The following is a 13,613-nucleotide window of genomic DNA, read 5'->3' on the forward strand; positions in this document are numbered from 1 at the left end:
ACTGTCAGCTTGAGGCGCCGACGTCATGCATGAAAAAAGCCCCGGATCGCTCCGGGGCTTTTTTTGCCACTGCTGCGGATCAGCAATCCGGGTCGTCGATGGCGTTGCGCACCTCGGCCGGCGTCAGCGTCTGCGTCGTGCCGTTGAGGTTCAGGGTGGCGCCGCCGTCGGTGTTGAAGGTGAACACCGCGAACTTGTCGCCCGAAGCCAGGCGCAGGCGACCGCCGATCGGGTACTGTTCATCTCCCACCGTCTGCAGTTCGAGCGTGTCCTCGGTGCTGACCGAGACCTCGCCGCCTTTGCATTCGCTGGTCTCATAGGCATAGAGGCCATTGAGTGTCAGGTCCTCGTCGTCGCTCAGGCCGCGGAACGGCGCATTGGTGCTGGTGTTGCCGAGCTGGACGAAGGACGAGTAGTCCACCGGGCGGCTGCCGCTGCTGTCGCGCGAGTCGTAGCTGTAGCCGTAAACCGCACGCACGTCGATGGCGCCACCGGAGGTTTCGCGTTGTTCGACGGTGCCGAGCCGGTTGCGGAACTCCTCGAAGACGATCGCGTTGCTGTTGATCGAGCGCACGACCTGGCGCTCGGAGAATACCTCTCGCGGGTTGCTGTTCAAGTTGCCATCAATGTAGTAGCCGATGCGCGAACCGTCGCCCAGCGTCGCGGTGTCGCCGAACTCGAAGATACCGTTCAAGCGCTTCAGGCCGGTAAAGCCCTGCGGCACTTCGGCCTCGAAGTCGCAGTTGGAATCGACTTCGCGCTCGAAGCTCACCGCCGTCGAACCGACACTGAAGTAGGGAAAGCTGCGGTTCTTGGTGCTGCTGTCCACCGTGTAGCTGCCGCCAACCGGGCAGGCGACCTTAGGCCGGTTGCCAGGGGCCTCGCGCAGGGGCACCTTGCCCCAGCCGCTGCCGCCACCGACCTTCTTGGCCGCCAGCGCCGCCGCCGCGGCAGGCGCAGCGTCGGGCACCTCGCCGAGCACCAGGCCGGCCAGCGCCAGCTCGCGCAGGGCGCCGCTCTTGCTCGAAAGGGAGAACTCCTCGCGGCCGCCGTCGCCGTCGCTGCCGCCGCCACCGCAGGCCGCCAGCGCGAAAAGGGACGCGCCTGCCAGGGCCCATGAAACGTGCTTGGTCATGATCATCCTTGAGCTGATTGGGGGGTTTGGACCTCTGGTCCGTGCGCATAGCTCAACAGCTGTCGCAGGAACGGTCAACCCTGGCAAAAACTTGGCAAAACCTATGCCGGGTTTCAGGCCGCCAGTGCGGGGAGGGCTGCCGGCGCGGTGCGCGCCATCCATTCCAGCTGCCAGCCGCCACGCTCCAGCCGCGTCAGGGCGGCGTTGGCGATGGCCTCGGCATAGCTGCGGCCGAAGCCGGAGCGCAGGCGGCGCTGTTCGCGCCAGGTCATCCAGCGGTCGTCGGCGCCGTCGCAGAGCCGCAGCAGGTAGTCGCCCTGGTCGTCGCAGCTCAGGAACACCGCGCAAAGTCCCGGCTCGCCGCCCAGCAGGGCGCTGCTCAGCAATTCTTCCCGGGATTCGATCCAGGCGCTGAGTTCGGCGTGGGGGGCCATGGCGGGCAAGTGCGACATATGGCCATTGTCCGCGCCGGCCCCCTTGGGCACAGCCAGCGGCGGGCGATGGTCCCTGTAGGACGGGCCAGCCGCCGCTGTCGGGGTGCGAACTGACGCCGCTGTCAGCGGTCATCTTGCAGGGCAGCCGATAGGCAATATTCGGGCCCGTTGAACATTTCGTTCAGAACATTTTGCTTTTTTGAATGGTCGGAGCAGGACTAGCATCGCTGCACTCGAAGGAGAGGACCTTGGCCCAGCAACCCCTGCCGCAACGCTATGGCGTCCCCGCCCAGCTGGGGCATTGGCTGACGCTGCTGCTGCTGGTCGGCGCCTTCGCGCTGGGCTGGATCATGTCCGACATGAAGCTGTCGCCCACCCGCCTGAAGCTGTTCTCGTACCACAAATGGATCGGCGTGACCGTGTTCGGCCTGGCACTGCTGCGCATCCTCTGGCGCCAGTGGGCGAAAGCCCCGGCATTGCCGGCGGCGATGCCGCGCTGGGAACGCATCGGCGCGCACCTGAGCCACTGGGGCCTGTATGGGCTGCTGCTGGCGATCCCGCTGTCGGGCTGGCTGATGAGTTCGGCCAAGGGCTTCCAGACCGTGTACCTGGGCGTGTTGCCGATCCCCGACCTGATCGGCCGCGACCGTGAGCTGGGCAAGCTGCTGGAAAGCGTCCACGAGACCCTGACCACGGTCCTGCTGTTCCTGGTGGCGCTGCACGTGGCCGCCGCCTTGAAGCACCACTTTCTGGACCGCGACGATGTGCTCGCGCGAATGCTGCCCGGCCTCAAGCCGCGCGCCAAAGGAGACCCGCAATGAAACTGCTGCTCGCCGCCCTGCTGTCCCTGTCCACACTCACTGCCCAGGCCGCACCGCGCACGCTCGACCCCACGCGCAGCGAAATCACCTTCAGCGTCAAGCAGATGGGCGTGGCGGTGGACGGCCGCTTCAAGCGCTTCGAGGCGCAGCTTGCCTTCGACGCCGCCAAACCCGAAACCTCCAGCGCCGCGATCACGGTGGACATCGCCAGCGTCGACGCCGGCAGCGACGAGGCCGACAGCACCGCGTTGGAGCGCGCCTGGCTGGACAAGGCCGGCTTTCCCAAGGCCCTGTTCAAGAGCAGCTCGGTGCGTGCGCTCGGTGCCGGCAAGTACGAGGCCAAGGGCCTGCTGACGATCAAGGGCAGGCCGCGCGAGATCACCGTGCCGTTCACGGCCACCGAGCAGGCCGGCGGCGCCACGCTGCTCAGCGGCCAGATCTCGATCCGCCGCACCGACTTCGGCATCGGCGGCGGCGAATGGAACGAGGGCGACCTGGTCGCCAACGAAGTGCCGGTCAAGTTCAAGCTCATGCTCGCCCCGGCGCGCTGATCCCCCATCCCCCAAGGAGCCCCATGATGAAAACCCTCGCCGCCGCCGTCCTGCTGTCCGCCGCCACGCTGAGCGCACAGGCCGCCGACTCCAGCTACAAGCTCGACCCCACGCATACCTTCCCGACCTTCGAGATCAGCCACCTGGGCTTCTCCACCTTCCGCGGCCGCTTCGACAAGACCGAGGGCACGGTGACGCTCGACACCGCCAGGAAGACCGGTAGCGTCGAGGCAACGATCGACGTGAACTCCATCTCCACCGGCGTCGCCAAGCTCGACGAGCACCTGAAGAACGAGGATTTCTTCGACGCGAAGAAGTATCCGACCATCACGTTCAAGTCGACCCAGCTGAAGTTCGACGGCGACAAGCTCGACGAAGTCACCGGTAATCTCACCCTGCACGGCGTGACCAGGCCGGTGACGCTGGACGTGGACGATTTCACCTGCAAGCAGCACCCCCTGGCCGGCGTCTGGGCCTGCGGCGCCAACCTGCAAACCACGATCAAGCGCTCCGACTGGGGCATCAGCAAGTACTCGCCCAACGTCGGCGAGGAAGTGAAGCTCAAGATCGAGGTCGAGGCGCACCAGCAGAAGGACGCGCCGGCCGGCAAGCGCTAAGCCTTTTTCAGTCCCCCCAGCATGGCTGAATCCCTGCAGCCGTGCTTTTCCCGAGAGCCGGCGCAAGTCGGCTCTTTTTTTGTTTTCTTAGCGCGCGATCCGAGGATGCGAAGAAACCGTAGCGAGCATGCCCGAGGTTGCATCGAGGAGCAGAGCCGTACTGAAGTACGGCGAGCACCGGAGATGCAAGATCGGGCGGCGCAGTAGGTTTATTCGCATCCTCACCTGAATTCACCACCGCTGATGCGCCCACCCTCATCCACCAGCGCATGAAACCGGCTGCGGTCCGCGCGATAGTCAGCGGTGACGATGTCGCCCGGCACCACCAGCACCACGTCCGGGTAGCGCAGGCGGAACTCCGCCGGGTCGGGTCGGGTGTCGATGAAGTGGCGGAAGTCCACCATCTCGGCGTCGCTGATCATGCCGCGATAGGGTTCTTCCTTCGACGGGTCCACACCCATGCCGCGGCGCAGACCCTTGCCCAGCATGCGGTTGACCAGGCCGATGGCGCCGTAGACCGTGTCGGCGGTCTGGTCGTGGATCGCGCGCACGATGCGCGTGGTGTCGCGCGTCGCCGGGATCGCCTCGAGGATGCCGAAGGGAATGCTGGCGATGCCATGGTGGATGCCGCGCACCGTGTCGGTGCCGATGCCGACGCCGCTCTCCGCCAGCTTCTGCACCTGCGCCAGGGTCCCCAGCGCGCGGCTGGTGTAGCCGAAGTCGCTGTGCCAGGCCTCGACGCGGCGCAGCTGGTGCCTCAGTTCCATCGCCTGCTCGTGCAACCGCAGGGTTCCCGCCAGCACCCCGCAGAGCACTGCGCTGCCCAGCAGGCTGATGGCGAGCTCAAGGGGCATGGTGCTGCCGCACCTCCGCCGTCACCCCGTGTCCCTTCAGTTCCTCGCGCACCATCTGTGCCGCGCGCTGGTAGACCAGGCGCCGCACCAGCGTCGGCGTGACGCTGCCCAGCGCCCCGGCCACCCAGGACTCCTTGGCGGCCAGTTCCATCGGATTGAGGATCTCGATCGAGATCAGGCTGGGGCGCGCGGCGCTGACCAGCTCGAAATTGCGCGCCGGATCGCCGGCCAGGTTCGGCGCCAGCTGGTGCAGGCGGCCATGCATGCGTTGCTGCACGCGCCACAGGCGCAGGAACAGCAGGGCCAGCAAGGCCGACAGCAGCACGTTGAACAGCAGCAGCACGGTGACGAAGGTAGTCATTACTGGAAGCGGCCGCCGGTGATGCGGCCGGAGGAATCGGTCTCGGCAAAGTAGCGGCTGTTGTCGTGGCGCAGTTCCTTGGTGGCGATGTCGCCCGGCAGCACCAGCCGGACATCCGGATAGTGCGTGCGGAACTGCTCGGCGCTGGGACGCGTGGCGATGTAGCGCTCGAAGGCGGCCGTGTCGGTCACCTTGCCGGCGACCGGCGCGCTGGCAGAGGACTCAGGCTGGTTCATGGGCTGGGCGCAGGCCGCGAGCTGGGCGCTGGCGGCCAGCAGGCCGGTCAGCAATACGATCCGACGCATGGGCGTTCCCCCGGAACAATGGTATGGACACCAGTTTTAGCGCATTTCCGGGCCGGGAGCACTGGCGCCGGCGCCGGACGGCACTGACGCCGGGAACAGCGTCACCGGCTTGCCCAGTTCCAGGGTCTGGACCTGCACGTCCGGCCGCTGGGCGGCCATGTCGGCGAAGAAGCGGTCCAGCCGCACGATCAGGGGAAAGGGGACCAGCGGCTGGTCCAGCGGCCGGCTGAAATCGTCCCAGTGCACCGGGATCACGCGGCGCGCGCCGACCAGGTCCACGGTTTCGCGCAGGTAGGCCGGCAGGTCGTCGACCAGGGCCACGCCCAGGAATACCAGGTCGGCATGCCGACCGGCCAGGGCGCCCGGCTCCCAGCCGGCACTGCCGTGGTGCAGCACCGTGCCCTGCGGATGCTCCACCAGGATCGAGTAGGCGCCGCCGAGCTTGTAGTCCAGGTAGTGCGCCGGCACCCGCAGGGGCGCGGTGATGTCGCCGGTGGGCTTGCCGCCGCTGGCGCCCGCATGGCGGCTGGCGATGAAGCGGATGCGGAAGCGGCCGATGCTGATCGGCTCGCCCGGTTCGACGCGGCGGATGCGCCCGTCCGGCAGGCCGGCGCCGCGGCCGATGTTGGCGGTGCTGGCCGAACCCAGCAGCATCGCGCCGGTGAGCTTCGCCACCACGCCGGCGTCCATCGCGTGATCGTAGTGCGAGTGCGATACCAGCACGGCGTCCAGATGGTTGATGCGTGCGGCCAGCAGCGCCGCCGCGATGCGCGTTTCATCCGGCGCGATGGCGCGGTTCAGCACCAGCGGCAGCAGGCCCTCGGGCCGCGTGAAGAAGGGATCGATCAGGATCGCGTGCTCGCCGTCCTGCAGCAGCAGGGCGGTGACGCCGAACCAGGTGGCGGTCAGCGCCCCCGGCTGCGGTGGCGCCTCGTAGCGGTGCGCGCGGTACTCCTCCATGCCCGGCGCGCGCGTGCGCAGCCAGGCGAGAACCACGGCCAGGATTCCCAGCAGCACGATCAGCCCGACCAGCAGCCGGCGCAGCAATGTCATGTGTCGCCCCTTTCAGAGGACGACAGCATTCCATCGCCGCCGGCAGGCGGCAACCTCAGGCCTCAGAAATCGCCGTAGCGCCGCTTCTTGCGCCCGCCGCCGATCCAGGGCAGCAGCAGGCCCAGCAGCACGCCGACGCCGACCAGGCTGGCGCCGGCGATCAGGGTGCGGCGCTTGGCGCGCTCCACGTCATAGCGCTGCTGGATCGCGCCATTGTCCTGCTGCAGGCTGGCGATGGAGGCCTTCAGCGCCTCGTTCTCGCGCGCCAGCTCGAAGGCCGGCTTGGCCAGGCCCAGCTGCTGCTGCGCTGCGGTCAACTCACGCTCCAGGTTCGCCGCGCGCTTCTGCGCCTCGTCCAGCGACTGTTGCGCCTGGAGGTAGCGCTCCTTGGCCGCCGGCTGCGAGGACAGGAAGCGCGAGGTCACCCAGCCCTCGCGGCCATCCGCCGTGCGGATGCGCGTGAAGCTTTCGGGGCCGAGCGACTCGAGCACGCTGACCTTGGCGCCGCTCTTGAGCGCGCCGGCCGGTGCGGCATCGTTGCGAGGCTGCTCGCGCAGCGTCACGGTGATGTCGTCGGAGATGTATTGCTGCCGTCCGGCCGACTGGGCGAATGCCAGGGTGGGAGCGAGCAGCACGGAAACCAGCAGTAACGTCCGTGTCATAGCGGTCGGAGTCTAGCAATGCGAAGGCGCGAAACAAACGATTTTATTTCGCGGCGCTTCAGCGTTCGTTCAGCTTTTATCTCAAACAGGTCGGTGTGTACCTACAACGCCAGCCGCCGCATATCCCCCAGCAGCCTGCCCAGCGCCACCACGAAGCGCGCCGCCGCCGCGCCATCGATCACGCGATGGTCGTAGGACAGCGACAGCGGGCACATCAGGCGCGGCTGGAAGGCCTTGCCGTCCCACACCGGCTTCATCTGCGAACGCGACACGCCGAGGATCGCCACTTCCGGCGCATTGACGATCGGCGTGAAGTGGCTGCCACCGATGCCGCCCAGCGAGGAGATCGAGAAGCAGCCGCCGCGCATCTCGTCGGGCTTGAGCTTGCCGTCGCGCGCCTTCTTCGCCAGTTCGCCGCATTCGTTGGACAGCTGCACGATGCCCTTGGACCAGACGTCGCGCACCACCGGCACCACCAGGCCATTGGGCGTGTCGGCGGCAAAGCCGATGTGGCAGTACTTCTTCAGCACCAGGCTTTCGCCGTCGGCCGACAGCGAGCTGTTGAACTCCGGGTACTGCTTCATCACCGCCGCCACCGCCTTCATGATGAAGGGCAGCAGGGTCAGCTTGAGGTTCAGCTCCTCGCCCTGGGCCTTGCGGAAGGCCTCCAGCTCGCTGATGTCGGCCTCGTCGTTCTGCGTGACATGCGGCACGTTGAGCCAGCTGCGGTGCAGGTGCGCGGCGGAAATCTTGCGGATGCGCGCCAGCGGCTTGTTCTCGATCTCGCCGTAGAGCGAAAAATCCTGCGCCGGAATCGGCGGAATGCCGCTGCCGCCGGACACTGCGGCGGCCGCCGTCGGCGCCGCGCTGAGCTTCGCCTTGACGAAGCCCTGCACGTCCTCGATGACGATGCGCCCGCGCGGCCCCGAGCCCCTGACCTTCGCCAGGTCCACGCCCAGCTTGCGCGCGAACTGGCGCGTGGCGGGACCGGCGTAGGGCACGGCGGAAGAAGGATCACTGCCTTGAATGGCAGTGATCCCCGCCGTGCGCCCAGCCATGGATGGCTGGGCCGGGGTGGATTGGGGCGCAGAAGTCGCGCCATGGACGGCCACCCCTGCGGTTGCGGGCACCGGTTCCGTCTTGGTCGCCGGCGCCACACCCGCCGCACCCTCCAGCGAACACACCACATCACCCTTCGACAGCTTGTCCCCGAGCTTCACCTTGAGCGCGCGCACCGTGCCCGCGGCCGGCGCCGGCACCTCCATGGTCGCCTTGTCGGATTCCAGCACCAGCAGCGGCTGATCCTTCTCGACCGCGTCGCCGTCCTTGACCAGCAACTCGATCACCGGCACGTCATGGCTGTCGCCGAGATCGGGAATACGCACCTCGACACTGCCGCCACCCTGAGGTGCAGCAGCCGGCGCCTCCGCCTTCCTGGTGGGAGCGGCTTCAGCCGCGATCTTTTTCTCCGGAATCGCAGCCGCCTTCGGTGCCGGCTTCGGCGCAGCAGCAGCCCCCTCGCTCTCCAGCTGGCAGATCGCACTGCCCGCATTGAGCTTGTCGCCCAGCTTCACCTGCAGCGCGCGCACCACGCCCGCGGCCGGCGCCGGCACTTCCATGGTCGCCTTGTCGGATTCCAGCACCAGCAGCGGCTGGTCCTTGGTCACCGTGTCGCCGTCCTTCACCAGCAGCTCGATCACCGGCACATCATGGCTGTCGCCGATGTCCGGAACCTTCACGTCGATATTGGCCATGGCTTATACCGTCCAGGGTGCCGCGCGGTTGGGCTTGATGCCGTAGATCTTGATTGCCTGCGACACACGCTCGACCGGCAGCTGCTTGCGCTCGGCCAGGGCCTTGAGCGCCTTGACCACGATCCAGCGGCGGTCGACTTCGAAGAAATCGCGCAGCGCCGGGCGGTTGTCGCTGCGGCCGAAGCCGTCGGTGCCCAGCACGTGAAAGGGCATCGGCACGTAGGGGCGGATCTGCTCGGCGTAGGCGCGCACCCAGTCGGTGCTGGCGATCGCAGGGCCGCTCATGCCCTTGAGGCATTCCTCGACGTAACTCTGCTTCGGCTTGGCGTCCGGGTGCAGCAGGTTCCAGCGCTCGGTGGCCATGCCGTCGCGCGCCAGCTCGGTGAAGCTGGGCACGCTCCAGACATCGCTGGTCACCCCCCATTCCTCCTTCAGCAGCTCGGCGGCGGCGATCACCTCGCGCAGGATGCTGCCCGAGCCCAGCAGCTGCACGTGCTTCTCGCCCGGCTTCTCTTCCGAGCGCAGCAGGTACATGCCGCGGATGATGCCGCTCTCGATGCCGGCCGGCATCGGCGGGTGCGTGTGGTTCTCGTTGTAGAGGCTGACGTAGTAGTAGAAGTCCTTCTGCTCGACGTACATCTCCTCCATGCCGTGCTGCAGGATCACTGCCAGCTCATAGGCAAAGGCCGGATCGTAGGAGCGGCAGTTGGGGATCACCGCGGAGTAGATGTGGCTGTGTCCGTCCTCGTGCTGCAGGCCCTCGCCGTTGAGCGTGGTGCGGCCGGCGGTGGCGCCCAGCAGGAAGCCGCGCGCGCGCAGGTCGCCCGCCGCCCAGGCCAGGTCGCCGATACGCTGGAAGCCGAACATCGAATAGTAGATGTAGAACGGCAGCAGCGGCGTGCCGTGGTTGGCATAGGCCGTGGCGGCCGCTACCCAGGACGACATCGCGCCGGCCTCGGTGATGCCTTCCTCGAGGATCTGGCCCTTGATGTCTTCCTTGTAGTAGGCCAGCTGGTCGGCGTCTTCCGGCGCGTACTTCTGGCCCACCACCGAGTAGATGCCGAGCTGGCGGAACATGCCCTCCATGCCGAAGGTGCGCGCCTCGTCGGGGATGATCGGCACCACGCGCGGGCCCACGTTCTTGTCGCGCAGCAGCGTCTGCAGGAACTGCACGTAGGCCATGGTGGTGCTGATCTCGCGCTCGCCGGTGCCCTCCAGCAGGCGCTGGAAAGTGATCAGCGGCGGAATCTCCAGCTTCTCCTTGCTGGGACGGCGCTGCGGCAGGCTGCCGCCGAGTTCCTCGCGGCGCGCCTTCAGGTACTGGATCTCCGGCGAGTCCTCGGCCGGGCGGTAGAACGGGATGCCGGCGAGCAGGTCGTCGGAAATGGGGATCTGGAAGCGGTCGCGGAACTTGCGCAGCGCGTCCTCGCCCATCTTCTTCTGCGAGTGCGTGATGTTCTGCCCCTCGCCGGCCTCGCCCATGCCGTAGCCCTTCACGGTCTTGGCCAGGATCACGGTGGGCGAGCCCTCGTGCTTCACCGCCGCCGCGTAGGCGGCATAGACCTTGTGCGGGTCGTGGCCGCCGCGGTTCAGGCGCGCGACGTCGTCGTCCGACATGTTCTCGACCAGGCGCAGCGTCTCCGGCGTCTTGCCGAAGAAGTTGTCGCGCGTGTACTTGCCGCCCTTGGCCTTGTAGTTCTGGTACTCGCCGTCGACCGTCTCGTTCATGATCTCCACGAGCTTGCCGCTGGCATCCTGCGCCAGCAGCGCGTCCCAGGCCGAGCCCCAGACCAGCTTGATCACGTTCCAGCCCGAGCCGCGGAAGATGCCCTCCAGTTCCTGGATGATCTTGCCGTTGCCGCGCACCGGGCCGTCGAGGCGCTGCAGGTTGCAGTTGACCACGAACACCAGGTTGTCGAGCTTCTCGCGCTCGGCGATGTCGATGGCGCCCAGGCTCTCGGGTTCGTCCATCTCGCCGTCGCCGCAGAAGCACCAGACCTTGCGGCCGGTCATGTCGGCGATGCCACGGTTGTGCAGGTACTTCATCAGCCGCGCCTGGTAGATCGCCATGATCGGGCCCAGGCCCATGCTCACGGTCGGCATCTGCCAGAAGTCCGGCATCAGCCAGGGATGCGGGTAGGACGACAGGCCCTTGTCCAGCGCCTCCATGCGGAAGCGCCGCAGGTCCTGCTCGGTCAGGCGTCCCTCGAGGAAGGCGCGCGCATAGATGCCCGGCGTGACGTGGCCCTGGATGTAGACCAGGTCGCCTCCCAACGGATGATCCGGGCCCTTCCAGAAATGGTTGAAGCCCACGTCATACAGCGTCGCCGACGAGGCGAAGCTGGCGATGTGCCCGCCGATGCCGGAATGCTCGCGGTTGGCGTTGACCACCATCGCCATCGCGTTCCAGCGGATGATCGAGCGGATCTTCCACTCCAGCGAGTGATCGCCGGGGGAGCGTTCCTCCAGGCCGGGCGGGATGGTGTTGAGGTAGGGCGTGCTGGCCGAGTAGGGCAGGTTCACGCCGCCGCGGCGCGCCTTCTGCTGCAGCGCCTCCAGCAGCTGGTGCGCACGCTCCGGGCCGGCGTGCTTGAGCACGGCTTCCAGCGCTTCCAGCCATTCGGCGGTTTCCGCGCTGTCGATATCTTCGTTCTGTGCCACGGCCTGCTCCTCGACTGCGTGGAGGGGTCTGCTAGCGCTACTGCAGCCGCAGCGGCGGAGGTCGCCTGAGTGCAGGGCAATGTCCCGAGACGCGTGGTGTACTTGATGTACATAAGCGGCTCGGGACGCAGCCATGCGCTCAGGCGGCCCCGCCCCTCGGGGTGCCCCTGCAGGGGGCACCGCTGTGGCGGCGGTAGTGCTAGCAGACCCCGAATCTAGTCTGACTCAATCGGCCGGACTGTAGACAGTGCCCCATGCATATGTCCAATATATGAATCAGGCATTTGCCATACTTTCTACATATACCTTATGGAACTGCGTCACCTGCGCTACTTCGTCGCCGTCGCCGAGGAGCTGCACTTCACCCGTGCGGCGGCACGGCTGGGCATCGGCCAGCCGCCGCTGTCGCAGCAGATCCAGCAGCTGGAACAGGAACTGGGCCTGGACCTGTTCCGCCGCCTGCCGCGCGGCGTCGCCCTGACCGACGCCGGCCGCAGCTTCTTCGACGACGCCCGCGCGATCCTGGCCAGCGTCGCGCGCGCCAGCGGCCAGGCGCAGCGCGTCGCCCGCGGCGAGCAGGGCCGGCTGCGCGTCGGCATGATCAACTCCGCGCCCTTCCACCCCTTCGTGCCGCGCGTGATCCGCGAGTTCGGCCAGCGCTATCCCGAGGTGGCGCTGGCGATCGACGAGAACAGCACTCCGGCGCTGGCCGCCGCCGTGCTGGGCAACAGCGCCGACCTCGCCTTCGTGCGGCCCCTGCTGGGAGACAGTGCCGGCCTGGTCACCGAGCACCTGTTCGACGAGGACATCCTGGTGGCGCTGCCGCAGGGCCACCCGCTGGCGCGCTTCCGCACGCTGTCGCTGTGGGGCCTGGCCTCGGAGAACTTCGTGCTGTTCCCACGCCTGGTCGGCTCCGGCCTCTACGACGAGATCATCGCCGCCTGCCAGCGCAGCGGCTTCAGCCCGCGCGTAACGCAGGAAGCCTCGCAGGTCACCTCGATCGTCAACCTGGTCGCCGCCGGCCTCGGCGTCTCGCTGGTGCCGGCCTCGATGCAGCAGGTGAACTCGGAAGGCGTGACCTATCGCGCCATCGCCGGCGACGCGCCGCGCGCGCGCATGAGCCTGGTGTACCGCGAGGGGGATGATTCGCCGACGGTGGCGAACATGGTGGCGCTGGCGCGGGAACGGGTGGGGCGCGGCAAGACGAAGAAGGGCAAGAGCTGACAGCTTGCACGTGGGAGCGACGCAAGTCGCGATCTTTTGACGCTCATCAAGATCGCGACTCGCCTCGCTCCCACTTGGAGAAGTCAACGAATGTAGGAGCGGCTGTTAGCCGCGACCGCGCTGTCGCGGCTAACAGCCGCTCCTACATGGGCGTCCGTACAGGTGGAAGATCAGGGATTTTCAGCGCCGCCCCGGCAACTGGATTTCCTGCGGATCATGCCCCTGCCCACGCAGCCAGTCCCGCAGCGCCAGCCCCGTCGCCGCCGGCCAGTACGTCGCCTGCGCCGGCGGCACGCGGATGTACTCCGCCAGCTCCGCCCCGAGATGGATCTCGCCTTCGGCGATGACGTGATAGGCGATGATGATCTGGTTCATGCGCTCGAAGCGGTAGTGCCCGATGAAGGTCGGCGTGCGGCCCTTGAGGCCCAGTTCCTCTTCCACCTCGCGCACCACCGCCTCTTCCGGCGACGGATCGCTGGCCTCGAGGAAGCCGGTGACCAGCGCGAAGAACTTGCCCGGCCAGGCGACGTTGCGCGCCAGGATCAGGTCGTCGCCATGCTGCACCACTGCGGCCACCACCGGCGTCGGGTTGTTCCAGAACACGTAGCCGCAGTTCATGCCGCAGACCATGCGCGGTACACCCTCGCGGTCCTGCGAGGCCAGCGGCGTACCGCATTGCGGACAGAATCGGAATCGGCTCATGGGTTTCCTTGCTTGATCGCGGCATAGGTGCCGCTGGCGCGCGCCACTTCGCGCGCGCCGATACGGATGGTGGTATTGACGGTGATCCTCGCACGCCCGCGCTTCTGCAGCATCTGCAGGAAGCGCGGCCACTCGGCCTCGGGCAGGCGGCTTTCGGCGCTGAAATCGGCCAGCGCCGGCTCCAGGTAATCGCACTCGCTGCGCTGGACCATCAGCTTCGCCTCGACCCCGGCGGCATCCAGCGACTGCTGCACCAGCACCCAGCCGCTGAGGATCGCCAGCGTCGACAGGCTGCCGCCGAAGGCGCTGCCATGGTGATTCGCATTGGCCGCGATCGGCGCCAGGATCTCCACGCGCCCCGGTTCCTGCGCCAGCACGCGCACGTCCATCGCCGCGGTGAGCGGGATGCTGCGGTGCAGGTAGGCGCTGGTTTCTTCGATGGTCATGGCCGCGGATGATGACCGCCGAGGCGGGCAGGC

15 protein-coding genes are annotated in these 13,613 nt (G+C 67.5%); 4 read left to right on the top strand and 11 right to left on the bottom strand.

Annotation, left to right across the window (positions count from 1 at the left end; all coding sequences use genetic code 11):
* Positions 1-79: 79 nt before the first annotated feature.
* On the bottom strand, positions 80-1,135 hold the full coding sequence (locus D0B54_RS23915) for a hypothetical protein (protein ID WP_162932675.1): 1,056 nt from the start codon (positions 1,133-1,135) through the stop codon (positions 80-82).
* Positions 1,136-1,248: 113 nt separating this feature from the next.
* The gene (locus D0B54_RS23920) at positions 1,249-1,587 is read right to left on the bottom strand and encodes a hypothetical protein (RefSeq protein ID WP_117294874.1); all 339 of its coding nucleotides are present in this window, start codon (positions 1,585-1,587) and stop codon (positions 1,249-1,251) included.
* A gap of 230 nt (positions 1,588-1,817) precedes the next feature.
* Here D0B54_RS23920 and D0B54_RS23925 point away from each other — a divergent pair, with 230 nt between their 5' ends.
* The 3 genes from D0B54_RS23925 to D0B54_RS23935 are packed head-to-tail and all read left to right on the top strand — an operon-like array spanning position 1,818 to position 3,558.
* Positions 1,818-2,390, top strand: coding sequence for a cytochrome b (locus D0B54_RS23925; protein WP_240433508.1), 573 nt, complete (start codon positions 1,818-1,820; stop codon positions 2,388-2,390).
* Positions 2,387-2,941 (top strand): YceI family protein, encoded by a 555-nt coding sequence (locus D0B54_RS23930; protein ID WP_117294878.1) that lies wholly within the window; start codon positions 2,387-2,389, stop codon positions 2,939-2,941. The genes D0B54_RS23925 and D0B54_RS23930 overlap by 4 nt, the downstream gene beginning before the upstream one ends.
* A gap of 26 nt (positions 2,942-2,967) precedes the next feature.
* Complete coding sequence (locus D0B54_RS23935; protein ID WP_117295499.1) at positions 2,968-3,558, top strand: YceI family protein; 591 nt, start codon at positions 2,968-2,970, stop codon at positions 3,556-3,558.
* A 221-nt stretch (positions 3,559-3,779) separates the two neighbouring features.
* Here the strand turns inward: D0B54_RS23935 and D0B54_RS25340 are convergent, their stop codons facing one another.
* The 7 genes from D0B54_RS25340 to aceE form a co-directional block, all read right to left on the bottom strand.
* Entirely contained in the window at positions 3,780-4,412 is a 633-nt protein-coding gene (locus D0B54_RS25340; protein ID WP_117294880.1) for a hypothetical protein, read from the bottom strand.
* Positions 4,402-4,773 (bottom strand): hypothetical protein, encoded by a 372-nt coding sequence (locus tag D0B54_RS23945; protein WP_117294882.1) that lies wholly within the window; start codon positions 4,771-4,773, stop codon positions 4,402-4,404. The genes D0B54_RS25340 and D0B54_RS23945 overlap by 11 nt, the downstream gene beginning before the upstream one ends.
* Complete coding sequence (locus D0B54_RS23950) at positions 4,773-5,078, bottom strand: hypothetical protein (protein ID WP_117294884.1); 306 nt, start codon at positions 5,076-5,078, stop codon at positions 4,773-4,775. Before D0B54_RS23950 ends, D0B54_RS23945 begins: the two co-directional genes overlap by 1 nt.
* Before the next feature lie 36 nt (positions 5,079-5,114).
* Positions 5,115-6,131 carry an MBL fold metallo-hydrolase gene (locus tag D0B54_RS23955; protein ID WP_117294886.1) on the bottom strand — a complete coding sequence of 339 codons (1,017 nt, stop codon included), beginning with the start codon at positions 6,129-6,131 and terminating at the stop codon, positions 5,115-5,117.
* 62 nt (positions 6,132-6,193) lie between these two features.
* Complete coding sequence (locus D0B54_RS23960; RefSeq protein WP_117294888.1) at positions 6,194-6,793, bottom strand: TIGR04211 family SH3 domain-containing protein; 600 nt, start codon at positions 6,791-6,793, stop codon at positions 6,194-6,196.
* A 101-nt stretch (positions 6,794-6,894) separates the two neighbouring features.
* Positions 6,895-8,547 carry a dihydrolipoyllysine-residue acetyltransferase gene (aceF, locus tag D0B54_RS23965; protein ID WP_117294890.1) on the bottom strand — a complete coding sequence of 551 codons (1,653 nt, stop codon included), beginning with the start codon at positions 8,545-8,547 and terminating at the stop codon, positions 6,895-6,897.
* Between the two features lie 3 nt (positions 8,548-8,550).
* Entirely contained in the window at positions 8,551-11,208 is a 2,658-nt protein-coding gene (gene aceE, locus D0B54_RS23970) for a pyruvate dehydrogenase (acetyl-transferring), homodimeric type (protein WP_240433509.1), read from the bottom strand.
* Positions 11,209-11,517: 309 nt separating this feature from the next.
* On the opposite strand from aceE, the gene D0B54_RS23975 reads away from it, so the two are divergent.
* Positions 11,518-12,432 carry a LysR family transcriptional regulator gene (locus D0B54_RS23975; protein ID WP_117294894.1) on the top strand — a complete coding sequence of 305 codons (915 nt, stop codon included), beginning with the start codon at positions 11,518-11,520 and terminating at the stop codon, positions 12,430-12,432.
* A 180-nt stretch (positions 12,433-12,612) separates the two neighbouring features.
* Here the strand turns inward: D0B54_RS23975 and D0B54_RS23980 are convergent, their stop codons facing one another.
* Positions 12,613-13,134: an NUDIX domain-containing protein gene (locus D0B54_RS23980; RefSeq protein WP_117294896.1), complete on the bottom strand. Its 522-nt coding sequence runs from the start codon at positions 13,132-13,134 to the stop codon at positions 12,613-12,615.
* A complete protein-coding gene (locus tag D0B54_RS23985; RefSeq protein WP_117294898.1) occupies positions 13,131-13,580 on the bottom strand; it encodes a YiiD C-terminal domain-containing protein in 450 nt (149 codons plus the stop codon). The genes D0B54_RS23980 and D0B54_RS23985 overlap by 4 nt, the downstream gene beginning before the upstream one ends.
* Between the last annotated feature and the right edge of the window lie 33 nt (positions 13,581-13,613).

Source organism: Solimonas sp. K1W22B-7 (assembly GCF_003428335.1).
Taxonomy (GTDB): domain Bacteria; phylum Pseudomonadota; class Gammaproteobacteria; order Nevskiales; family Nevskiaceae; genus Solimonas_A.